Raw genomic sequence first — 20,568 nt, forward strand, 5'->3', positions numbered from 1 at the left:
ACTTTCAAAGAATGCGGGTACGCTGGCACCCGCGCAGGACGCGCAGGTGCCGTTGCTGCAGAAAGACAGGGAGGCCCCTGACAGCCGCGCCGGGTGGCGCGGCCAGCGCGATTACTTCGCGCTTTCCTTGTTGATGGCCGAGATCAGATCCTTGCCGATGCGCGCTTCCATGGTCTTCTGCACGGGCGCCAGCGCCTTGCGCCATTCGGCCTGTTCCTGCACCGTCAAGGTGTAGATCTGCGTCTTGCCCGCTTTCTTGATGGCGTCGAGGGCCTGGTCGTTGTCGCGCTGGGCGATGGCTTTTTCAAACGTGGTCGCCTCGCGCATGGCTTTTTCCAGCTGGCCGCGTATATCGGGCGGCAAGCCATCCCAGAATTTCTTGTTGACGATGACGGCATAGCCCAGGTAACCGTGGTTCGACACGGTCACGTGCTTTTGCACTTCATGCATCTTTTGCGTGTACATATTCGATGGCGGATTTTCCGTGCCGTCGACCACGCCTGTCTGCAGCGCCTGATACACTTCCGAGAAGGCCAGCACCTGCGGATTGGCGCCCAGCGCGCGCATTTGCGCGTCGAGCACCTTCGACGACTGGATGCGCATTTTCAGGCCCTTGAAGTCGGCCGGGCTGTGCAGCGGCTTGTTGGCCGACATCACCTTGAAGCCGTTGTCCCAGTACGCCAGGCCCGTGATACCCTTGGGTTCCAGTTTTTTCAGCAGGCTCTTGCCGATTTCGCCTTCGGTGACGTTGTACAGCGCCGTCTTGGTGGGGAAGATGTAGGGCAGGTCGAACGCTTCGAATTCCTTCACGCCCAGCGGGCCGAACTTGGCCAGCGAGGGCGCCAGCATCTGTACGGCGCCCAGCTGCAGGGCTTCGAGTTCTTCCTTGTCCTTGTACAGCTGGCTGTTCGGGTACAGTTCGACCTTGACCTTGCCATTCGTGGCTTTCTCGGCCAGCTGCTTGAAGCGCTCGGCGGCCTGGCCTTTCGGCGTGTCGGTGGCCACGACGTGGCTGAACTTGATGACGATGGGGGCTTGCGCGTAAGCGTGCACGCCGGCGGTGGCACCGATGGCCGCGCACAGCGCGACGAACATGGTTTTCATCTGCATTTTTGTCTCCTGAGTGGTTTTTGAAAAACTTTATTATTTGTCTACTTGGATATTGTGCCAAAGAAACTGCTTCGGCTATTGTGGTTAACCACAATAGCCGGCTCCCGATAAGCCGCTACCCTGCCAGCCATGCCGACTCCCCCCACCCTTGCACGCCGCTTCAAGCTATCGAGCCCGATGCGCTGGCTGCTGCCCGTCATCCTGCTGCTGCTGTTCCTGTCCATCCTGTTCTGGCTGCCCTGGCAGGCGCGCCAGATGGAAAGCAACGAACGCCAGGAGCAGCTGATCGCCGACACGCTGTGGGTGGAGCAGACCATCCGCTTCCAGCTGGCGCGCAACGAGGAAAGCCTGTTCAACCTGGGCGTGGACATCGCCAGCAGCTCCCTGTCGGCGGAAAAAGTGCACGAACGGCTGCAGCAGATGTTGCGCAATGGCCGCGAATTGCAGCGCGTGCTGTGGCTCGACACCAGCGGCAAGGTGCTGGCTACCAGCGACAACAGCCTGCCGCATGCGCTGTCGTTTTCGCCGGCCTCGCTGACGGCGGCCGACAATGCGCGCCGTTTGCACCGGGGCCAGTACGCCCAGCCTTCGCAGCAGACGGGCTTTCCCGACGCGCCGCCGGGCGCCATGCTGATGGATTACCATCAGCCCCTGTTCGACGGCCAGCGCTACGTGGGCAGCCTGGTGGCCACCTACCAGATCAGCAGCCTGCTCGATGAAATGGTGCCGTGGTGGTTCGCCCAGGATAACCAGATTTCGCTGATCGACCGCGACGACAAGGTGCTGGCGCGGCGCGCCGCCGCCGGTCCCGGCCACGGCGTGTACACGCACAAGCGCGCGCTCGACGTGCCCGGCGCCAGCATCACCCTGTTTACCGACAGCGTGAAAAGCCAGCCGAAATTGCTGCCCAATTTGCTGGTCGGCTCCGTCATCGCCCTGTCGCTGGGCTTGCTGTGGAGCTTGCTGGCCCTGTGGCGCCACATTTCGCGCCGCCTGGTGGCCGAAGGCGCGCTGCGCCAGCAGATGCTGTTTCGCACGGCGATGGAAAATTCGCTGGTGACGGGCATGCGCGCGCGCGACCTGGAAGGCAGAGTCACCTACGTCAATCCCGCGTTTTGCCAGATCGTCGGCTATCCGCCCGAGGAAATCCTGGGCCGTTTGCCGCCCATGCCTTACTGGGTGCCCGAGGCGCTGGAGGAATACCAGCAGCGCTTCGTCAAGGCCCTGGCCGGCAATCCCACGCCGCAGTTCGAAACCTATTTCCAGCGTCCGGACGGCACGCGCGTGGCCGTGCTGATCTTCGAGGCGCCCTTGGTGGACAAGAACGGCCAGCAGACGGGCTGGATGGGTTCCGTGCTCGACATCTCGGACCGCAAGCGGGTCGAGGAACTGAATCGCCAGCAGCAGGAAAAGCTGCAAACGAGCTCGCGCCTGGCCACCATGGGCGAACTGGCGTCGATGCTGGCGCACGAATTGAATCAGCCGCTGGCGGCCATTTCCAGCTATACGACGGGCGCCTTGAATTTGATCCGCCGCGCCATCGACAGCGGTGCCCCCGTCGAGCCGAATACATTGAAGCCGGCGCTGGAACAGGCCAGCGCGCAGGCGCAGCGGGCCGGCCAGATCATCCGCAGCGTGCACGACTTCGTGCGCAAGAGCGAGCCGCAGCGCCAAGATATCGCCATCCGCACCCTGATCGACGGCATCCGCGCGCTGATCGACCTGCAGGCGCGCAAATACTATGTCACCATCCAGGAAGAGCTGCCGCCGGACCTGCCGCTGCTGCGCGCCGACCCCGTGATGATCGAGCAAGTGCTGCTGAACCTGACGCGCAACGCCATCGAGGCCATGCAGGACGCGGTGCCGGGACGGCGTATCATGCGCCTGCGGGCCAGCCACGACGCGCAGCAGGACATGGTGACGGTCGACGTGATCGACCATGGCCATGGCATTCCGCAGGACGTGGCCGAGCGGCTGTTTTCGCCGTTTTTCTCGACCAAGTCCGAAGGCATGGGCATGGGCCTGAACATCTGCCGCACCGCCATCGAATTTCACGGCGGCGCGCTGACCTTCGGCGCCAACCCCGCTGGCGGTACCATCTTTACATTCAGTGTGCCGGCCGCGCCGCGCGCCGCACCAAGCAATAACGAATAACGCATAACGCATAACGACAAGCCGGAGACCCCATGCTACACATTATCGACGACGAAGAAGTCGTACGCGACTCCCTGTCCTGGCTGGCCGCCTCGCGCAGCATCGAATCGCGCAACTACGCCAGCGCCCAGCAATTCCTCGATAGCCTCGATGGCAGCTTCGATGCCGCCGGCGACTGCGTGCTGCTCGACGTGCGCATGCCCGACATGAACGGCATCGCCATGTTCGACCAGCTGGTCAAGCGCGACCTGACGGCGCGCCTGCCCGTGATTTTCCTCACCGGCCACGGCGACGTGCCGATGGCCGTCGACAGCCTGAAACGGGGCGCCTTCGATTTCTTTGAAAAGCCGTTCAACGACAACGACCTGATGGACCGCGTGCAGCAGGGCCTGGCCAACTCGCGCCAGGCGGGCGAACTGGCCGCCGTGCATGCGCGCCTGGCCACCCTGTCGACGCGCGAACGCGAAGTGCTGGACCTGATTTTGGCGGGCAAGATGAACAAGGTGGTGGCCGACAAGCTGGGCATCAGCATGCGCACCGTGGAAGTCCACCGCGCGCATATCTTCGACAAGATGCAGGTCAAGACGGCGGTGGAGCTGGCGGGGTTGTTGAAATAATGACCGTCATGTTGGATTACGCGGCGCTGGCGCGCCGCTAATCCAACGTACGCCACTTGCAACGTAAGCCGACACCACCACCATCACTCATCGTGATGCTCATGATGCTCGGCCGCCCCATGCTTCCAGTAACTGGCCACATGCAGATGCTGCTTCGGCACCCCGGCATCGATAAAATGCCCGCGCAAGCCCTGCACCTGCGCATGCTCGCACGCCACCCACACATAGCCGTCGCCTTCTGAAGGCAGCGTGACCTGACGCAGCGCATCCAGCAGCAGCGGTCCCTTGCGGCCATTGCGCGCCACCCAGCGCAGGTCCAGCTGCGCCGCGCAATCGAGCGCGATCTGTTCGCCGTCTTCGACGACCTCGATCACGGCCATCGCCCGCGCCGTGGCCGGCAACTGTTCCAGGCGGCGGGCGATGGCCGGCAAGGCCGTCTGGTCTCCCACCAGCACATACCAGTCGAAATCGAGCGGCACCAGCATCGAGCCGCGCGGGCCGCCCACGCCCAGGGTCTGGCCAGGCGCGGCTTGCGCCGCCCAGCTGGCCGCGGGGCCGTCGCCATGCAGCACGAAGTCAATTTCAAGCTCGCGCCGCGCGGCGTCGTAGCGGCGCGGCGTGTAGTTGCGGGCGATGGGGCGCGCGCCTTGCGCGTACTGGATGGGGTTCGGGCCATTGCCCAGTACGGGAAATACGGGGGTAGTCTGCCCCGGAGCGGGGAAGAACAGTTTCACGTGGTCGTCGTGCGCCGGCGAGACAAAGCCATCGAGGTCGTCGCCCGCCAGGGTGATGCGGCGCATGTGCGGCGTGATCTGCTCGGTGCGCACGACGGTGAGCACGCGCAGTGTCAAGTCATGCCGCACACGCTCGATGGCGTGCGGGCGTGGCGTTGCAGGTGAGGCGTTAGTCATTGCTTGTCCTTGTAAAGTGGGCTCAGTGACCGTCGACGATGGCGTTCGCCGCCTGTTCCAGCACGGCGGAGACGCGCTCGGCTTCCGCCTCGTTCCAATTGGTCTTGTTCAGCAGCAGCGCATGCTTGAGGGTGTGCATGGCCTGGCGCACGCGCTCGGGCAAGGCGTTGCGCGCCTGGACGCGGGCGAACATGTCGAGCCGGGCCAGGATGCCGTCCACCTGGGCGCGGTTCTCGTCGAGATAGGCGCGGCCCAGGTCCGTGATCGTATAGAGCTTCTTGCCGCTGGCGCTTTCGGACGATGTGACATGGTCCTGTTCTTCCAGCAAGGTCAGGGTCGGATACACGGCGCCCGGACTGGGGGCGTAGGCGCCGCCGCAACGCTCTTCGATGGCCTTGATGATTTCATAGCCGTGACGGGGACTGATCTCGATCAGCGCCAGCACGATCAGCGGCAGGTCGCCGCGGCCAAAGACGCGCTCGGCCCGTTCGCCGCGCCCACCGCGCCCGCCAGGACCACCGCCCATGCCATCACCGCGCTCGTCGAAGCCGCGCGGGCCGCGGCCATGCATGAAGTAATCACCGCGGTGCTCATGGCGGTGGTCGTGGCGATGCTCGCCGTGATGGTGGTGGTGATGCTGACCGCAATAGCCGTGTTCTGTGTGGTGTGAGTTTCTCATGTTTTCTCTTTAAAGATATATCGTTAGTAGGTATCGTCATTTTATAACGATATATCGATAAGTCAAGAATAAATTTGTTATGCTCCTCTTTTCACCATCCACACGCCGATGCCATGCCTGAAAAAACCGTTGCTGAAAAAATGTATGTGAAAAATGCCACGGCCCTGGCCGTGTTCAATGACGGCGGCGAACATGCCGCCCTGCTGGCGCAGTTGCCGGCGGAGCGGCTGGTACGGGAAGGTGACAATGCGGACTGGATCTTGCTGTTCGCCCGCAGCCGCGCGGAGCTGGAGCAATTCCTGCCGGTGGCGCAGGCGCGGCTGGCACCCGGCGGCGCCGTCTGGGTGGCGTACCGCAAGGGTGGAATCAAAGCGGGCAGCGACATCCACCGCGACGATATCCGCCTGTATGCGCAGGAATCAGGACTCGACAGCGTGGCGATGGTCGCCATCGATAACGAATGGTCGGCGCTGCGGCTGAAGCAAGCTTAAACGCAGGTCAAGCGACGCCGTGCAAGGCCAGCGCCCACTCGACGTGTTCGCGCACGATGGCCGACGGGTGCTCGCGGCGCGACAGCAGGGCCGCGACGATGTCGGCCTGGCCCTTCGCCTTCGTGGCCGCATTACCCATGCCGACGGCCAGGTTGCGCAGCCAGCGTTCGTGGCCGATGCGGCGAATGGCGCTGCCTTCCATGCGGCGGTTGAATTCCTCTTCCGTCCAGGCGAACAGCTCCACCATGCCGGCGCTGCCCAGGCTGTGGCGCTCGTCGAAGTCGGGCACCACGGCGCGCTGGGCGAACTTGTTCCACGGGCAGACAGTCTGGCAATCGTCGCAGCCGTACACCTTGTTGCCGATCAGGGGACGCATCTCGACGGGAATAGCGCCCTTCAATTCGATCGTCAGGTAAGAGATGCAGCGGCGCGCGTCGAGCTGGTACGGTCCCAGAATGGCTTGCGTCGGACACACCGTGATGCACGCCGAGCACTGGCCGCAGCGCGGGGTCTCCGGCGGGTCGACGGGCAACGGCACGTCGATGAGGATCTCGCCGAGGAAAAAGAAGGAACCGCCCTGGCGGTTGATCAGCAAGGTGTGCTTGCCGCGCCAGCCCAGGCCCCCTTTTTGCGCCAGCTCGACTTCCATCACGGGCGCCGAATCGCTGAAGACGCGGTAGCCGAAGTCGCCGATCTCGCCCTTGATGCGCTCGGCCAGCTGCTGCAGGCGCGAGCGCATCACCTTGTGATAGTCGCGGCCCCGCGCATACACGGAAATCACGGCCGCTTCGGGATCGGCATCGCGCGCCGCCTCGTGCTCACGCCAGTCGGGCCCCAGCGCCGGCGGCAGATAATTCATGCGCGCGCTGATGGCGCGCACCGTGCCCGGCACCAGTTCGGCCGGGCGCGCACGCTTCATGCCATGGCTGGCCATGTAATCCATTTCACCGTGATACCCTGCAGCTAGCCAGGCTTGCAGGGGCGCTTCCATGTGCGACAGGTCCACGTCGGCGATGCGCACCTCGGCAAAACCCAGCTCGCGCCCCCATTCTTTAATGGTGCGCGCCAGGACGGCGAGATCGGTGATGGTGGCGGACATAGGGGACTTTACGGAAAACGGCAGGCGCGTGGGCGGTTACAATGACAGCAGCCTCCATTTTATGCGATACCGAAGATCATGACCGAACACTTCAAAGCCCACCTCCACGACGAAGCCGGCACCGCCGCGCTGGGCGCCGCGCTGGCGCGCGCGCTGGCGCCGGGCCTGGCGATCTACCTGCACGGCGACCTCGGTGCCGGCAAGACGGCCCTCACGCGCGCCCTGTTGCACGCGGCCGGCCATGCGGGCCACGTGAAAAGCCCCACCTATACGCTGTCCGAACCGTACACGGTGCAACTCGATGGCCAGCGCGTCAACGTCATCCATTTCGACCTGTACCGCATGGGCAGCGCCGAGGAATTCCTCGACGCGGGCTTTCGCGAAGACTTCGACGGCCGCAATATCTGCATCGTCGAATGGCCGGAGAAAGCCGAACCGGTACTGCCGCCGGCCGACCTGAATATTTATTTGAACGTTGCGGGTACAGGACGTGATGTAGAATTGCAAGCGTCTTCTGAATTGGGTCTGTCATGCCTTCACCGTCTCAAATTCGCCCCGAACCTTTGATCTCCTCGCCCATCACCCGGCGCACGGTACTCAAGGCCGGCGGCACCCTGCTGTTGTCCGTGTTCGCGCCCATGTCGGCGATGGCGGCGCAAATTCTCGCCGTGCGCGTCTGGCCGGCCGAGGACTACACCCGCGTCACGCTGGAAAACGACAGCATCCTCAAGGCGACCCACTTCATCGTCAAGGATCCGGAACGGCTGGTGGTCGACATCGAAGGGCTGGAACTCAATCCCACCTTGAAGGGCCTGGTGGCGAAGATCCAATCGAACGACCCGTACATCAAGCAGGTGCGCGTGGGCCAGAACCGGCCCAACGTCGTGCGCCTGGTCTTCGACCTGAAAGAGGAAGTCACGCCGCAGTTGTTTACCCTGCCGCCGGCCGGCTCCTACAACCACCGTTTGATCTTCGACCTGTATCCCGTGCGCGAGCCGGACCTGATCGCACAGATGATCGAAAAGGGCGACTGGTCGAGCGACCCGGCCAAGCCGCCCATGGCCGACACGCATACGCCGCCGCCCGCGCTGCCATTGCCCGAGAGCGGCAAGCCGCCCGTGGCCGTCGTCGCGCCGGTAACGCCCATCGTGCCGCCCGTGCCCGACGTGCGTCCGGAACAGCGCCCCGAAGCGCGCCCGCTGCCGGGCCAGAAGGTGGTGCGCATGATTACCATCGCGCTCGATCCCGGCCACGGCGGCGAAGACCCGGGCGCCATGGGCAGCCGGGGCAGCCGCGAAAAAGACGTGGTGCTGGCCATCGCCAAGCGCCTCAAGACCAAGCTGGAAATGCAGCCGAACATGCGCGTCATGCTCACGCGCGACGCCGATTTCTTTGTCCCCCTGGGCATGCGCGTGGAAAAAGCGCGCAAGGTGCAGGCCGACCTGTTCGTCTCGATCCACGCCGACGCCTTCATCCAGCCGACGGCGCGCGGTTCGTCCGTCTTCGTGCTGTCCGAAAAGGGCGCCACCTCGACGGCCGCGCGCTGGCTGGCCAACAAGGAAAACCAGGCCGACCTGATCGGCGGCGTGAACGTCAAAAACCACGACAAGCAGCTGGCCAGCGTGCTGCTCGATTTGTCGACGACGGCGCAGATCAATGACAGCATGAAGCTGGGCAAGGCCGTGCTGCGCGAAATCGGCGGCATCAACCGCCTGCACAAGGGTTCCGTCGAACAGGCCGGCTTCGCCGTGCTCAAAGCGCCCGACATCCCTTCCATCCTGATCGAGACGGCTTTTATTTCGAATCCGGAAGAGGAAGCCAAGCTGACCGACAACGGCTACCAGGACCAGATGGCCGACGCCATCGTCACGGGCATCAAGAATTACTTTGCCAAGAATCCGCCGCTGGCGAAAAGCCGCCTGACCTGACATGAAAGCCTAGCATGAGCGAGAGTATCTTTGGCGAGCTGCCGGCCGTGACCATCCGCGCCGCCGATGGCGCGCAAGCGACCGTCACCCTGTACGGCGGCCACCTGGTCTCGTGGCAGACCAGCGATGGCCAGGAGCGCCTGTTCTGCAGCCGAGATTCCGCGCTCGACGGCAGCCGCGCCATCCGCGGCGGCGTGCCCGTGATCTTTCCCCAGTTCGGCGCGCGCGGCACCGGCATGCGCCACGGCTTTGCGCGCGTGGCGACGTGGCAGCAGGAATCGAGCGGCGAGGCCGATGGCGCCGCATGGGCGCAATTTATCCTGACCCAGGCTGACTTGCCGGCAGCGATCGCCGCCAGCTGGGCTTACGCGTTCACCTTGCGCCTGCGCGTGGCCGTCACGGCCCAATCGCTGGAGCTGCACCTGTCCGTGCACAACACGGGCGAGCAGGCGTTTCCATTCTCGGCCGCCCTGCATACGTATTTTGCGATTGATGATTTGAGCGAAGCGCGCATTGGCGGCTTGCAGCGCGTGCGCTACTCGGACGAGACGCCGCAAGACGCCTTGCAGGCGGAAGAAGTGCTGCAGTTCACCGACAAGCTGGACCGCATCTACTACCAGCTGCCGGGCGCCTTGAGCCTGCAGTCTGGCAGCCACACGCTGCGCCTGGAGCAGCAGGGCTTTACGGACGCCGTCGTGTGGAACCCCGGTGCGCAAGACGCGGCCGCCCTGCCCGACCTGGCCGACGACGAGCAGCCGCGCTTCATCTGCATCGAGCCGGCCCTGATCCAACCCGACCTGCTGGCCGCCGGCGCCGAATGGACGGGCCGCCAGCGCCTTGAATTTATTTAATTCGATTCCTTGATGATGCGCCCATTCGTCGGCTGAATCGGGCGCGCATTCAAGGGATACAAGCGGCTGAACAGCGCCATCTGCGCCGGCGACGCCTGCACCGGCTGCTTCATCACCATCCACAGCACGCCTTCGCTGCAAGGCGGCTCCGTCATCGATCCCATGTACGTGTAGTAATCGCGCCGCGTGGGCAGCATCTCGGCCGGGTCGAGCAGGATGGTCGGCTGCATGGTCTCGAATTTTTCCAGCGGCAGGTTGTTCCACACGGTCTGGATGGTCGCTTGCGGCGCACCGCGTTCCAGCAGCAGCGCCAGGACGGCTTGCCGGCCTTCCGCGTCGCGGTGCACCAGGTGCACCACCATCTCGAACGCCTTGCCATTGATGCGCTCTTCGGACGGACGGTGGAAATGGAATTGCTGCAGCTCGAACATGCGGTTCTGCACCGTGATGTAATTGCCGCCGCTCACGCCCACCTGCACCGTGTGGCCATTGTCGACCACGTTGAATGACGACGGATGGTAGTCAAAGCTGATCTGCTCGAGCTCCACCTTCATGCCATCGCGGATATCGATCGGCGACTGGCGGCTGCCATTGCCGCACTTGGCCCAGTCGACATTGATCTTGCTCCAGTGGGCCGGGCCGCTGTCGCCCTCGTACGACCAGTGCGTGCCGCGCGGCACGGGCGGCGGTGGCGGCGGCGCGGCCTTCACCACGGCCGCGCGCTTGGCTCGAGCGGCGGCGCGGGCCGCCTGGGTGGCGCGCATTTCCGCCAGGCGCGCGGCAATGCGTTCGGACAGGTCGACTTCGGCCGCTTCCTCCTTTTCGCGCGCCGTGGGCGCGACGACGACAGGCGCCTTGGCCTCTTTGCCCTTCACCGATTCGGTCAGGGTTTTCATGGCGGCCGCGCGCGCCGACGCCGACATGGGCGCGGATGCGGTGGCGCTCGCCGGGACGGGGGCATCTTTGGCGCTTGCCATGGCCGCCATCGCGGCAAGGCTGCAAGCTAACAGGGCGCTCAAATGTCGCATGGAAATCCAGAAAGTGAGAATACCCTCTGGTTTACGGCTGGAAAGCAACAAAACTTGAATCAAGGCGGGAGTAAAACAGAAACGAGGCAGGGGAAAACGGGATCCGGGGCCGGCTGCGGACTGTGCCGCAGCGCGCTTGCCCCGTATCCATGCGGCCTTACGCCGACTTGCCGACCATGCGCTTGTAGAGCTTCCACATGCCGCCCAGCACCACCGGTACGACGGCGGCGCCGACGCCGATCAGCACGATCAGGGTCAGGTGGTCGCGGATCCACGGGATATTGCCGAAGAAGTAGCCCGCCGTCACCAGACCGACCACCCACAACAGGGCGCCCGTGATGTTGTACATCTGGAAGCGCGTATGCGTCATGTCGGAAATGCCGGCCACGAACGGGGCGAAGGTACGCACCACCGGCACGAAACGGGCCAGGATGATGGTCTTGCCGCCGTGCTTTTCAAAGAACTCATGCGTGCGGCGCATGGCGTCCTTGTTGATCCAGCGGTAATCGTGGGTAAACACCCTTTGCCCGATGGCCTCGCCTATCCAGTAATTGAGCGTGTTGCCCGTGACGGCCGCCGTGACGAGCAGGAAGATCAGCAAGCCCAGGTGCATCTGTCCCGTCGCGCAAAACGCGCCGGCGATAAACAGCAAGGTATCTCCAGGGAAGAAAAACAGCACCACGAGGCCTGTCTCGCAAAAAATAATGGCGAACAGCACCGCATACACGAGGGTGCCGTACTGCTCGATCAAGAGACCCAGCGTCTTGTCGACATGCACGATCATGTCGAGGAATTGCACAAAATCCATATATTTTTCCCTAAAGGTAGCGGCGGAATCATACACCACCGGACCGGCGCAACGGCAGTCCCCGGGCCGATATTTCTGGATTAATTATGCGGCGCCCTTGGCGGCGTGGCAATTTAAGTAAAGGTTAAGGAATCGCCTTATCGGCAGACAACTGTCAGGATTGCTGTCTGCAATGTTTTTCCAACGAAATATTGGCATTCCGGTATACACTTTCTGCACGGCGCAACCCGCGTCGACCAGGAGAAAACATGTATCGACACCCACTGAGCGGCCTGACCATGGCCACCGTACTGGGCCTTGCACAGCTGACTGCCCACGCGGCGCCTGTCCAGATCAAGGCGCCCGCCGAACTGCCCGCCAAGGCGACCTTGGCCGACGTGATCAAGGCTTCGAAACCGTCCGACTGGCGCCCACTAGACCCGGACAACACCCTGTACCTGGACATTCCCGCCGGCCGCGTGGTGATCGAGCTGGCGCCGGACTTCGCGCCGAAACACGTGGCCAACATCAAGGCCCTGGTAGCCGAACAGTATTACGACGGCCTGGCCATCACGCGCGCGCAGGATAACTGGGTGGCGCAGTGGGGCGATCCGAACGAGAAAAATCCCAAGCCGATCCAGCATGCGCAGCGCACCCTGCCCGGCGAATTCACGGTGCCGCTGAAAAATATCAAGAGCTTCACGCGCCTGCCGGACGTGGACGGCTATGCGCCGCAGGTCGGCCATTCGAACGGCTTCCCGTCCGCACGCGATCCGAAAACCGGCACGGCCTGGCTCACGCATTGCTATGCCACCGTGGGCGTGGGCCGCGACAGCGCCAGCGACAGTGGCGGCGGCACGGAACTGTACGCCGTCATCGGCCAGTCGCCGCGCCACCTGGACCGCGACATCACCGTCGTCGGCAGAGTCGTCTCCGGCATGCCATTGCTGTCGACCCTGCCACGCGGCACGGGCCCCATGGGTTTTTATGACAGCCCCGAGAAAAACGTGCCGATCAAGTCCATCCGCCTGGCCGCCAGCGTGCCGGCGGAGCAGCGCGCGAACCTGGAAGTGATGCGCACCGACAGCGCCACCTACCAGGCCGTGCTGGAAGCCCAGCGCCACCGCGGTGGCCCGTGGAGCAAGGTCACGGCCGGCCATATCGACCTGTGCAATGCGCCGATACCAGTGCGGGAGGTGGGGAATAAATAGGGACTAAGGCTGGGGTCAGACCCCCGGGCACGTCGGCGCCAAATTTTGAGTTAGCGGTGTTGAGGGTCTGACCCCAAGTACGCTGGCGTTGGCGGCGTTGCGGGTCTGACCCCGGTATAATTGGCGCATGAACGCTCCCATCACGCCCCACCGCCCGATCCAGGCCCTGCCTGACCAGTTGATTTCGCAAATCGCCGCTGGCGAGGTGGTCGAGCGGCCATCGGCCGTCGTCAAGGAATTGCTGGAAAACGCGCTCGACTCGGGCGCCACGCAGATCACCGTGCGGCTGGAAGAAGGGGGCGTGAAACGCATCGCGATTACCGATAACGGGCGCGGCATCGACAAGGACCAGCTGCCACTGGCCCTGGCGCGCCACGCCACCTCGAAAATCGCGTCCCTGCACGACCTGGAAAACGTGGGCACCCTGGGCTTTCGCGGCGAGGCGCTGGCCTCGATCGCTTCGGTGGCCGCCGTCACCGTGACCTCGCGCACGGCGGACGCCGCGCATGCGTGGGAAATCGTCGGCTCGCACAATGGCAGCGTCGCGCCATCGTCGGGCGCGCACGGCACCACGGTCGACGTGCAAGACCTGTATTTCAACACGCCCGCGCGGCGCAAATTCCTCAAATCGGAACAGACGGAATACGGCCACTGTGCCGAAGTCGTGCGCCGCATCGCGCTGGCACGGCCGGACGTATCGTTCTCGCTGTCGCACAACGGGCGCACCATCGACCAGTGGAATATCAGCGAACTGGCCAAGCGCAGCGCCCACATTCTGGGCAATGACTTTGCCGAAGCGCGCCTGGCGCTGGACGAATCGGCCGGCAGCCTGCGCATCCACGGTTTTGCCGGCTTGCCGACGGCATCGAAGGCGCGCGCCGACGGCCAGTTCTTTTATGTCAACGGGCGCTTCGTGCGCGACAAGCTGCTGGTGCACGCCGTGCGCATGGCGTACCAGGACGTGCTGCATGGCGACCGTTTTCCCTCGTACGTGCTGGCGCTCGACCTCGACCCGGCCCTGGTCGACGTCAATGTGCACCCGTCGAAGATCGAAGTGCGCTTCCGCGACAGCCGCTCCGTGCACCAGTTCGTCTTCCACGCCGTGCAGCGCGCGCTGGCGCAGACGTCGGCCACGGCGTTTGGCAGCGTGCCTGCACCTTTGCCGGCCGCTTCCACCCTGAGCGGCGATACCGCGGGCGCCGGTTTGGGTGGCCCCGGCATCTGGCGCCGCGAGCAGACGCAAACGTCGTTCGGCACGCAATTCACGAACACCTTCGCGCCCGCCTCGCCCGGCGCGAACCTTCCCTTCTTTGCCGACGCGCCAGGCGTGGCCCAGGACACGGCGGCGTATGGCGCCCTGTTCGGCGGCGCTGCCGCATCCTCGCCGATCACGCAGGTGGAACCGTACATCGCCTCGCCCGAAGCGATGGCGCGCGAAGAATATCCGCTGGGCTTTGCCCTGGCCCAGCTGCACGGCATCTACATCCTGGCGCAAAATACCAAGGGCCTGGTGCTGGTCGACATGCACGCGGCGCACGAGCGCATCCTGTACGAACAGCTGAAAAACGCGCTGCAGGCGCAGGTCTCGGGCCAGGACATGCAGGTGCAGTCGCTCTTGATCCCCGTGACGTTCTACGCGGATGCCATCGAAGTGTCGACGGCGAATGAAAACCAGGACACCTTGAAAGCGCTGGGTTTTGATATCGCCGCCCTGTCGCCCACCACCCTGGCCGTGCGCAGCGTGCCGACGCTACTGAAAAACGCCGACGCGCAAACCCTGGCGCGCGACGTGCTGCGCGACGTGCGCGAATACGGCGGTTCGCGCGTGTTGATCGAGCGCCAGAACGAATTGCTGGGCACCCTGGCCTGCCACACGGCCGTGCGCGCGAACCGGATTTTATCGGTGCAGGAAATGAACGCCCTGCTGCGCCAGATGGAGAGCACGGAACGCGCCGACCAGTGCAACCATGGCCGGCCAACGTGGGTGCAGGTCGAGATCAACGCGCTCGATAAATTATTCCTGCGCGGCCAATAATTCCAACCCCAACGGCAAGGGCTGGGGTCGGACCCTCAGGGACTTGGCGTCCCCGTCCGACCCCGGTATTTTGACGTTGGGGTGTGCATCACACAAAACATAGAGCACCATGACAAACACCCCACACCTCCCCCTGGCCGTCGCCATCATGGGCCCCACGGCCAGCGGCAAGACGGCCAGTGCGCTGGCCATCGCGCAAGCCATCCCGTCCGAGATCATTTCCGTCGATTCCGCCCTCGTCTACCGGGGCATGGATATCGGCACGGCCAAGCCGTCGAAGGAAGAGCTGGCCCAGGTACCGCATCATCTGATCGACATCATTGACCCGCTGGACGCGTATTCCGTGGCGCAGTTCCGCAACGATACCCTGCGCCTGGTGAGCGAAATCTCGGCGCGCGGCAAGCTGCCCTTGCTGGTCGGCGGCACCATGCTGTACTTCAAGGGCCTGGCCGATGGCCTCGACGACTTGCCCGGCGCCGATCCCGTGCTGCGCGCCCAGCTGGAAGAAGACGCGGCCGCCATCGGCTGGCCCGCCATGCATGCGCGCCTGGCCGAGCAGGATCCCGTCACGGCCGCGCGCCTGGCGCCACAGGATGCGCAGCGCATCGGCCGCGCGCTGGAAATCATCGCCTTGTCCGGCCAGCCCATGTCGGCCCTGCTGGCGCGGCGCGAAAAGACCGTGCTGCCGTTCCAGCTCCAATCGTTCGCGCTGGAACCGTCGGACCGCGCCGTGCTGCATGCGCGCATCGCCACGCGCTTCGACATCATGCTGAAAAACGACGCCCTGCTCGATGAAGTGGATGGGTTGCGCCGGCGCGGCGACCTGCACCCGGGTTTGCCCTCGATGCGCTGCGTCGGTTACCGCCAGGCCTGGGAATACCTCGATGGCCGCATCGACCGCGCCGCCTTGCGCGAGACGGGCATCATCGCCACGCGCCAGCTGGCCAAACGTCAGTTGACATGGTTACGCTCCATGCCGGAACGCATCGTCATCGATTGCCTGGGCCCTGATCCGGCCTCGTCCATGCTGGCGCAGATCCAGCCGTTGATGAAATAATCATGAACGCTACAGCACACAAAAAATCCACAGATTTTTTTGCGCCGGCATTGACAAGGAAATGGGAAGACTGGATAATGCTCGGCTGTTGGGTGATATAGCTCAGTTGGTTAGAGCACAGCATTCATAATGCTGGGGTCGGTGGTTCAAGTCCACCTATCACCACCAAAGAACATCGATCAGGTTTTTTACTGATCAAAACCAGCATCCGGTCTGACCGGTCTGTTTGGTGATATAGCTCAGTTGGTTAGAGCACAGCATTCATAATGCTGGGGTCGGTGGTTCAAGTCCACCTATCACCACCAAGAATTAGCAGCATGAAGAACCCGCCCCTGCCCTGCGCAGCGGCGGGTTTTTTCATTTCCGGCACCATCTCGCGTGCGGCCTGTACGCAACACCTGCCCCATCCCCACGCATTGGGGATTGTGGCGAGCCACCTCTGCCGCTTACAATGAGAATAATTCTCATTTATATTATTCATCGCCCATGTCCGCCATCCAGTCCAGCCTGCAACAGCAAGTGCAGTCGCTCTACAGCGAGCATCACGGCTGGCTGGTCGGCTGGCTGCGCAAAAAACTCAGCTGTCCGCACGGCGCGGCCGACGTGGCGCAAGATACCTTCGTGCGCATCATCGCCTCGCGCGACGCGCTGTTCGGCATGCGCGAGCCGCGCGCCTACCTGTCCACGACGGCGAAGCGTTTGCTGCTCGACCGCGCGCGCCGGCAAGTACTCGAGCGCAGCTACCTGGCGGAACTGGCCCTGCTGGCCGACAGCCTGCCCGGCGCGCCCTCGCCGGACGAGATCCTGATGGCCGTGCAGGCGCTCGGGCAGATCGCCACGGCGCTGGACGGTTTGCAGGCCAAGGCGCGCGACGCCTTTCTGTTGCACTACCTGGAAGAGCAATCGCAGGCCGCCGTCGCCGCGCAGCTGAACGTTTCCACGCGCATGGTGCAAAAATATCTGGTGCAAGCCTTGCTGGCCTGCCGCCACGCCTGCCCGGCCATGGCGGCATGAGCGGCACGCGCGCCGATATCGCCGCCGAACAGGCCGCGCGCTGGATCGTGCAGCTCAGCGCCGACGATCCAGCCGAACGCGACACGGCGCGAGCCGGCTTTGCCGCGTGGAAGGCGGCCGACCCGCTGCACGCGACGGTCGCCGCCGGCATGGAAAACCTGCTGCTTCAACTGAGCGCCGTGCGCGAGCCGGCCGGCGGCGACCATCGCCCCGCGCGCGCCGCCCTGGCCGCCATCGCGCCCAAGCGCCGGCGTCTGCGCCAGCTGGCCGCCGCCAGCGCCGCGGCCGTGCTCGCGCTGACCGGTACACTGGCCCTCGGCGAGCGCCCCGCCTACCTGCTGGCCGACCTGCGCAGCCCCACGGGGCAATGGCAGACGCACACCCTGGCCGACGGCAGCCAGATCACGCTGGCCGGCAACAGCGCCGTCAACGTGCGTTTCAATGGGGGCGAGCGGCATGTGGAACTGGTGCGCGGCGACATCCTCGTCGACGTGGCCAAGGATGCGCATCGCCCCTTCATCGTCGACAGCAAGCAGGCGGCGATCCGCGCGCTGGGCACGCGCTTCACGGTGCGCAGGGAAGGCGGCGCCACCATCCTGAGCATGCTGGAATCCAGGGTGCTGGCGCAGGTGCCGCAACATCCGGCCGTCGTGGTGCAGGCGGGCCAGCGCACGCGCATCACGGACGATGGCGTCGGGCCACTGACAAGCATCGATGCGGCCAGCGTGCAGGATGCCTGGCGCGCGCGCCAGCTGGTGGTCGACGACTTGCCGCTGGCCCAGGTGCTCGACGAGCTGGCGCGCCACCGCCCCGGCCAGCTGCATTACGACCGCGCGCAGATCGCCGGCATCCGCGTGGCCGCCGTGCTGCCGCTGGACGACACGGACAAGGCGCTGCAGCTACTCATCGACAATTTCCCGCAGCTGCGCATCCGCATGCTGACGCGCTACCTGGTGATGGTGGACGCGCCAGACACTGGCACCGCAAAAAAATAAATGTTTTTTTGCGTTCGCGGTTCCACTTTGCGCATCTCGTGCGTCAAGGCAGCTGAGATCAATCAAAAAAGGCTGTCACCATGTACGCTCAAGTCGTTCCCGTTTCGTCCCCGAATCCCTTGCGCACGCGTTTGCGTCCGCTGGCCCTGGCGGCCATGCTGCTCGCTGGCGCCGGCCTGCACGCCCAGGCAGTTGCGCAAACGGCGCCTGCCACCGCCAGCTACAGCATTCCCGCCGGTCCGCTGGCCGGCGCCCTGAACCGCTATGCGCAGCAGGCGGGCGTGTCCATCGTCATCGATGCATCCAAGGTCCAAGGCTTGACCAGCGCCGGCCTGCAAGGCAGCTACGCCGTCGATGACGGTTTCGCCATGCTGCTGCGCGGCAGCGGTTACGCCATCGGCAAGACGTCCACCGGCTATGTGCTGGTGGCCGCGCCTGCGGTCGCCGCTCCCACGGCGGCGGCCAGTAGCGCCTCGGCGGCCGAGCGCACGATGCCCTCGATTACCATCGTTGGCCAGGCCGAGCAAGGCGCCACCACGGAAGGCAGCGGCTCCTACACGGCGCGCAAGCTCACCATCGGCAAGGGCGAGCAAGCGATGAAGGACATCCCCCAATCGGTCAGCGTGCTGACGCGCCAGCGCCTGGACGACCAAGGGATCACGGATTTGCGCGAGGCGGTCAACAACGTCACCGGCGTGGTGGGCGTGCATGGCGTGGGGCCGGGCGTGGTGATCACGGCGCGCGGCTTCCAGATCGATCAATGGCAGTACGATGGCGTGCCGATCGACCGCAATACCTATGCGCTGGGTAACTGGGGCCAGGAAAACATGGTCATCTACGACCGACTGGAAGTGCTGCGCGGCGCCTCGGGCATGCTCGTTGGGACGGGCAGCCCCGGTGGTTCCGTCAGCCTGGTGCGCAAGCGCCCGGGCGCCACGCGCAGTGTCAGCCTGACGGCGCGCGCGGGATCCTGGGACCATTATGGCGCGCAGCTCGACGTCAGCAGCCCCCTGACTGCGGACGGCAGCCTGCGCGGACGCGTCATTGTCGATGAAGACGATACCCACTCCTTCATCGACCAGGTGTGGAGCAAGAACCGCACCCTGTACGCGGCGCTCGACTATGACCTGGGTCCGGCCACCACCCTGGGTCTGGCCATCAGCAACGTCAATGTCCACGGCCGCCCCACCTTCATCGGCCTGCCCCGCTACGAGGATGGCAGCCCTCTACCACTGCCACGCTCCACCTTCACGGGTGCCGACTGGAACCGCAGCGAGGCCAAGCAAACCAACGTGTATCTCGACTTGGAGCACCATTTCAATAGCCAGTGGAGCCTGAAGGCCTCGGCCGTGAACATGAAGGAAAACACCGGCTCCGTGCACCAGCGCCTGGCTTCCGCCATCCAGCCCGACGGCAGCGGCGCGAGCTATGGCGACTTTGGCATGGATTTCGACAACCGCAAGCGCGGCATCGATACCTACGTACGCGGCAAATTCGACGGCCTGGGCATGGCGCAGGAAGTGCTCGTGGGCGCCAGCTATGTCACGCTGGCATCGGACGACCGCTACGCGCGCGTCTGGGAATCCGGGGCGAACGTCTTCAACATCAAGCACCACCGCCCATGGCAAGATATCGACAGCATCGCCGCGCGCCCAATGGGCGTGACCAGCAACAGCACCTACGAAATACGCCAGAAAGGCCTGTATGGCAGCTGGAACGGCCAGTTGACCGGCAAGCTGAAAGCCGTGCTGGGCGGACGCTTCAGCTGGTATGACTTCCTGTATGCGACGCCCAAAGGTTCCGAAGAACAACTCAACGCCACCGCCAAGTTCACGCCATCGGCGGGACTGATCTACGCGCTCGATCCGCAATGGTCGGCTTACGCCAGCTATGCCGACATCTTCACGCCGCAAAGCATCCGCGACGTGCAAGGCAAGGTCCTCAAGCCCATCACGGGCAGCAACTACGAGGCGGGCATCAAGGGGGAACTGATGGATGGCAAGGTCAACACCTCGCTGGCCGTATTCCGCTACGACCACAAGAACCGCTCCGTCACCGACTATGCTGCCGACCTCGCGTGCGACGGGCAGTACTGCTCGCGCGCCTCGGGCAAGGTGCGCAGCCAGGGCATGGAAGCGGAAGTATCGGGCGAAGTGGCGCGCGGCTTGCAGCTGTCTGCCGGTTACGCCTACACGACGACGACGTATCTGAACGACCCGGACAATCAGGGCAAGGTCTTTTCCACCTGGACGCCGAAACACATGCTGCGCGTGTGGTCCAGCTACACCCTGCCCGGCGCCTGGGACAAGTTCAGCGTGGGCGCCGGCGTCAACACGCAAAGCCATACGCTCGATACCGCGTACACGTTCAAGGTTGCCGGCTTCTCGATCTGGAACGCGCGCCTGGCCTGGCAAGCCACGCCGCAAGTAGCCCTGTCGCTCAACGTCAACAATGTGCTCGACAAGCGCTACATCATTCCCGCCTACAACACCACCGGTTCGAACAACTACTATGGCGACCCGCGCAACGTGCAGTTCACCCTGAAGTACACGCCGAAGTGGTAGGCTGACGCACTGCGCTGACAGCACAGGCGGGCGGGCA

General features: G+C 64.3%; 18 protein-coding genes and 2 tRNA genes. 14 read left to right on the forward strand and 6 right to left on the reverse strand.

Going from position 1 to position 20,568, the window contains the following annotated elements:
• Window positions 1-111: 111 nt before the first annotated feature.
• On the reverse strand, window positions 112-1,104 hold the full coding sequence (locus KO539_RS06390) for a TRAP transporter substrate-binding protein (protein ID WP_374106368.1): 993 nt from the start codon (window positions 1,102-1,104) through the stop codon (window positions 112-114).
• Between the two features lie 135 nt (window positions 1,105-1,239).
• On the opposite strand from KO539_RS06390, the gene KO539_RS06395 reads away from it, so the two are divergent.
• On the forward strand, window positions 1,240-3,264 hold the full coding sequence (locus KO539_RS06395) for a PAS domain S-box protein (protein ID WP_257626122.1): 2,025 nt from the start codon (window positions 1,240-1,242) through the stop codon (window positions 3,262-3,264).
• A 32-nt stretch (window positions 3,265-3,296) separates the two neighbouring features.
• A complete protein-coding gene (locus KO539_RS06400) occupies window positions 3,297-3,881 on the forward strand; it encodes a response regulator transcription factor (RefSeq protein WP_035821983.1) in 585 nt (194 codons plus the stop codon).
• An 83-nt stretch (window positions 3,882-3,964) separates the two neighbouring features.
• Here KO539_RS06400 and KO539_RS06405 read toward each other — a convergent pair whose 3' ends face one another.
• Both KO539_RS06405 and KO539_RS06410 read right to left on the reverse strand, forming a co-directional pair.
• Window positions 3,965-4,792, reverse strand: a complete 828-nt coding sequence (locus tag KO539_RS06405) for a siderophore-interacting protein (RefSeq protein WP_219307927.1) — start codon at window positions 4,790-4,792, stop codon at window positions 3,965-3,967.
• Between the two features lie 22 nt (window positions 4,793-4,814).
• Window positions 4,815-5,471 (reverse strand): PadR family transcriptional regulator, encoded by a 657-nt coding sequence (locus KO539_RS06410; RefSeq protein ID WP_219307929.1) that lies wholly within the window; start codon window positions 5,469-5,471, stop codon window positions 4,815-4,817.
• Between the two features lie 113 nt (window positions 5,472-5,584).
• Between KO539_RS06410 and KO539_RS06415 the strand changes: the two genes are divergently transcribed.
• Window positions 5,585-5,962 carry a DUF3052 family protein gene (locus KO539_RS06415; RefSeq protein ID WP_219307931.1) on the forward strand — a complete coding sequence of 126 codons (378 nt, stop codon included), beginning with the start codon at window positions 5,585-5,587 and terminating at the stop codon, window positions 5,960-5,962.
• A gap of 7 nt (window positions 5,963-5,969) precedes the next feature.
• Here the strand turns inward: KO539_RS06415 and queG are convergent, their stop codons facing one another.
• Window positions 5,970-7,061: a tRNA epoxyqueuosine(34) reductase QueG gene (gene queG, locus KO539_RS06420; protein ID WP_219307933.1), complete on the reverse strand. Its 1,092-nt coding sequence runs from the start codon at window positions 7,059-7,061 to the stop codon at window positions 5,970-5,972.
• Between the two features lie 78 nt (window positions 7,062-7,139).
• On the opposite strand from queG, the gene tsaE reads away from it, so the two are divergent.
• The 3 genes from tsaE to KO539_RS06435 are packed head-to-tail and all read left to right on the forward strand — an operon-like array spanning window position 7,140 to window position 9,840.
• A complete protein-coding gene (gene tsaE / locus KO539_RS06425; protein WP_034746843.1) occupies window positions 7,140-7,628 on the forward strand; it encodes a tRNA (adenosine(37)-N6)-threonylcarbamoyltransferase complex ATPase subunit type 1 TsaE in 489 nt (162 codons plus the stop codon).
• On the forward strand, window positions 7,592-8,989 hold the full coding sequence (locus tag KO539_RS06430; protein WP_219307936.1) for an N-acetylmuramoyl-L-alanine amidase: 1,398 nt from the start codon (window positions 7,592-7,594) through the stop codon (window positions 8,987-8,989). Before tsaE ends, KO539_RS06430 begins: the two co-directional genes overlap by 37 nt.
• Window positions 8,990-9,003: 14 nt before the next feature.
• Window positions 9,004-9,840: a D-hexose-6-phosphate mutarotase gene (locus tag KO539_RS06435; RefSeq protein WP_219307938.1), complete on the forward strand. Its 837-nt coding sequence runs from the start codon at window positions 9,004-9,006 to the stop codon at window positions 9,838-9,840.
• Here the strand turns inward: KO539_RS06435 and KO539_RS06440 are convergent.
• The gene (locus KO539_RS06440; protein WP_257626123.1) at window positions 9,837-10,817 is read right to left on the reverse strand and encodes a carbonic anhydrase; all 981 of its coding nucleotides are present in this window, start codon (window positions 10,815-10,817) and stop codon (window positions 9,837-9,839) included. The genes KO539_RS06435 and KO539_RS06440 overlap by 4 nt on opposite strands.
• Window positions 10,818-11,025: 208 nt before the next feature.
• Window positions 11,026-11,676 carry a VTT domain-containing protein gene (locus KO539_RS06445; protein ID WP_035822000.1) on the reverse strand — a complete coding sequence of 217 codons (651 nt, stop codon included), beginning with the start codon at window positions 11,674-11,676 and terminating at the stop codon, window positions 11,026-11,028.
• Between the two features lie 248 nt (window positions 11,677-11,924).
• On the opposite strand from KO539_RS06445, the gene KO539_RS06450 reads away from it, so the two are divergent.
• The 8 genes from KO539_RS06450 to KO539_RS06485 all read left to right on the forward strand — a co-directional run bounded on the left by KO539_RS06450 (window position 11,925) and on the right by KO539_RS06485 (window position 20,531).
• Window positions 11,925-12,866: a peptidylprolyl isomerase gene (locus KO539_RS06450; protein WP_219307942.1), complete on the forward strand. Its 942-nt coding sequence runs from the start codon at window positions 11,925-11,927 to the stop codon at window positions 12,864-12,866.
• A gap of 127 nt (window positions 12,867-12,993) precedes the next feature.
• Entirely contained in the window at window positions 12,994-14,901 is a 1,908-nt protein-coding gene (mutL, locus tag KO539_RS06455) for a DNA mismatch repair endonuclease MutL (protein WP_219307944.1), read from the forward strand.
• 109 nt (window positions 14,902-15,010) lie between these two features.
• Entirely contained in the window at window positions 15,011-15,958 is a 948-nt protein-coding gene (gene miaA / locus KO539_RS06460) for a tRNA (adenosine(37)-N6)-dimethylallyltransferase MiaA (RefSeq protein ID WP_219307945.1), read from the forward strand.
• 91 nt (window positions 15,959-16,049) lie between these two features.
• A tRNA-Met gene (locus KO539_RS06465) sits at window positions 16,050-16,126 on the forward strand.
• A 60-nt stretch (window positions 16,127-16,186) separates the two neighbouring features.
• Window positions 16,187-16,263, forward strand: a tRNA-Met gene (locus tag KO539_RS06470).
• Window positions 16,264-16,444: 181 nt separating this feature from the next.
• Window positions 16,445-16,972 carry a sigma-70 family RNA polymerase sigma factor gene (locus KO539_RS06475; RefSeq protein ID WP_219307946.1) on the forward strand — a complete coding sequence of 176 codons (528 nt, stop codon included), beginning with the start codon at window positions 16,445-16,447 and terminating at the stop codon, window positions 16,970-16,972.
• A complete protein-coding gene (locus KO539_RS06480; RefSeq protein ID WP_219307947.1) occupies window positions 16,969-17,967 on the forward strand; it encodes a FecR domain-containing protein in 999 nt (332 codons plus the stop codon). The genes KO539_RS06475 and KO539_RS06480 overlap by 4 nt, the downstream gene beginning before the upstream one ends.
• An 80-nt stretch (window positions 17,968-18,047) precedes the next feature.
• Window positions 18,048-20,531 carry a TonB-dependent receptor gene (locus tag KO539_RS06485; protein ID WP_219307948.1) on the forward strand — a complete coding sequence of 828 codons (2,484 nt, stop codon included), beginning with the start codon at window positions 18,048-18,050 and terminating at the stop codon, window positions 20,529-20,531.
• Window positions 20,532-20,568: the final 37 nt, after the last annotated feature.

The sequence above is a fragment of the Janthinobacterium sp. NKUCC06_STL genome (assembly GCF_019345455.1).
GTDB classification, from domain to species: Bacteria; Pseudomonadota; Gammaproteobacteria; order Burkholderiales; family Burkholderiaceae_D; genus Janthinobacterium; species Janthinobacterium rivuli.

Excerpts from the sequence above, each read along its gene's own strand:
- KO539_RS06390 (WP_374106368.1), bottom strand. The coding sequence starts at position 1,104 with ATGAAAACCATGTTCGTCGCGCTGTGCGCGGCCATCGGTGCCACCGCC.
- KO539_RS06395 (WP_257626122.1), top strand. The coding sequence starts at position 1,240 with ATGCCGACTCCCCCCACCCTTGCACGCCGCTTCAAGCTATCGAGCCCG.
- KO539_RS06400 (WP_035821983.1), top strand. The coding sequence starts at position 3,297 with ATGCTACACATTATCGACGACGAAGAAGTCGTACGCGACTCCCTGTCC.
- KO539_RS06405 (WP_219307927.1), bottom strand. The coding sequence starts at position 4,792 with ATGACTAACGCCTCACCTGCAACGCCACGCCCGCACGCCATCGAGCGT.
- KO539_RS06410 (WP_219307929.1), bottom strand. The coding sequence starts at position 5,471 with ATGAGAAACTCACACCACACAGAACACGGCTATTGCGGTCAGCATCAC.
- KO539_RS06415 (WP_219307931.1), top strand. The coding sequence starts at position 5,585 with ATGCCTGAAAAAACCGTTGCTGAAAAAATGTATGTGAAAAATGCCACG.
- queG (WP_219307933.1), bottom strand. The coding sequence starts at position 7,061 with ATGTCCGCCACCATCACCGATCTCGCCGTCCTGGCGCGCACCATTAAA.
- tsaE (WP_034746843.1), top strand. The coding sequence starts at position 7,140 with ATGACCGAACACTTCAAAGCCCACCTCCACGACGAAGCCGGCACCGCC.
- KO539_RS06430 (WP_219307936.1), top strand. The coding sequence starts at position 7,592 with ATGCCTTCACCGTCTCAAATTCGCCCCGAACCTTTGATCTCCTCGCCC.
- KO539_RS06435 (WP_219307938.1), top strand. The coding sequence starts at position 9,004 with ATGAGCGAGAGTATCTTTGGCGAGCTGCCGGCCGTGACCATCCGCGCC.
- KO539_RS06440 (WP_257626123.1), bottom strand. The coding sequence starts at position 10,817 with ATGGCAAGCGCCAAAGATGCCCCCGTCCCGGCGAGCGCCACCGCATCC.
- KO539_RS06445 (WP_035822000.1), bottom strand. The coding sequence starts at position 11,676 with ATGGATTTTGTGCAATTCCTCGACATGATCGTGCATGTCGACAAGACG.
- KO539_RS06450 (WP_219307942.1), top strand. The coding sequence starts at position 11,925 with ATGTATCGACACCCACTGAGCGGCCTGACCATGGCCACCGTACTGGGC.
- mutL (WP_219307944.1), top strand. The coding sequence starts at position 12,994 with ATGAACGCTCCCATCACGCCCCACCGCCCGATCCAGGCCCTGCCTGAC.
- miaA (WP_219307945.1), top strand. The coding sequence starts at position 15,011 with ATGACAAACACCCCACACCTCCCCCTGGCCGTCGCCATCATGGGCCCC.
- KO539_RS06475 (WP_219307946.1), top strand. The coding sequence starts at position 16,445 with ATGTCCGCCATCCAGTCCAGCCTGCAACAGCAAGTGCAGTCGCTCTAC.
- KO539_RS06480 (WP_219307947.1), top strand. The coding sequence starts at position 16,969 with ATGAGCGGCACGCGCGCCGATATCGCCGCCGAACAGGCCGCGCGCTGG.
- KO539_RS06485 (WP_219307948.1), top strand. The coding sequence starts at position 18,048 with ATGTACGCTCAAGTCGTTCCCGTTTCGTCCCCGAATCCCTTGCGCACG.